This is a genomic window from Actinacidiphila sp. bgisy145, from assembly GCF_057708125.1.
In genome coordinates, this window is the sequence record NZ_JBYIRL010000117.1 from 1 (window position 1) to 924 (window position 924).

At 67.5% G+C, this 924-nt stretch carries 1 protein-coding gene; it reads left to right on the top strand.

What is annotated here, in order from left to right:
- Window positions 1-57 precede the first annotated feature (57 nt).
- Window positions 58-924 (top strand): IS701 family transposase (locus tag AC3ERT_RS36540; RefSeq protein ID WP_435179491.1); only part of this gene is annotated, 867 nt, incomplete at its 3' end.

The window sequence follows — 924 nt, forward strand, 5'->3', positions numbered from 1 at the left end:
CTAGTACTGCAACGGTGCTTGTCGTGACGGGTGGCCAGGCCGGTCGTTGGTGTTGTTGTGGGTGGGGATCTTGTTGAGGTCAGGTCGTGGGCGGATGAGTTGGGTGCGCTGCACGGGCGTTTCGTGCACCGGTTCAACCGGTCGGAGCCGCGGGAGTCGGCTCTTGCGTATATGCGGGGGCTGATAGCGCCGTTGGAGCGGAAGAACGGCTGGACGCTGGCCGAGGAGGCCGGTCATGGTGGGCCCGACCGGATCCACCGGTTGCTGAATCGCATCGGGTGGGAGGCCGACGAGGTACTGGACGATGTGCGTGACTATGTCGTCGAGTACCTCGGTGATCCTGGTGCGGTCCTGATCGTGGACGACACCGGGTTCTTGAAGAAGGGCACCGCTTCGGCAGGGGTGCAGCGGCAGTACTCCGGCACTGCGGGCCGTACCGAGAACTGCCAGGTCGGTGTCTTCCTCGCCTACGCCGCCCCGCTCGGACGGACGCTGATCGACCGGCGGCTGTATCTGCCCACGTCATGGACCGACGACCGCGAGCGATGCCGCCGTGCCGGCGTCGGCGATGAGGTCGGCTTCGCCACGAAGGTCACCATGGCCAAGGAGATGGTCCGCCGCGCGATCGCCGACAAGATCCCGTTCCGTTGGGTGACGGCGGACGCCGGATACGGCTACAGCAAGGGCTGGCGCTTCGAACTGGAGCAGGCGGACGTCTTCCATGTCATGGCCACCACCCGGCACGACACCGTCGTCACCCGCCACGCGGTCGACCACCCCGTCCACGACTTGTTCCCCGGCCTGCCCCGGCAGAAGTGGAAGCGTCGCTCGTGCGGCGCGGGCGCTCACGGCCCGCGTGTCTTCGACTGGGCCAGGGTCGAGGTCCGCCCTTGGCACCGGCCCGACCGCCGTCACTGGGTGATC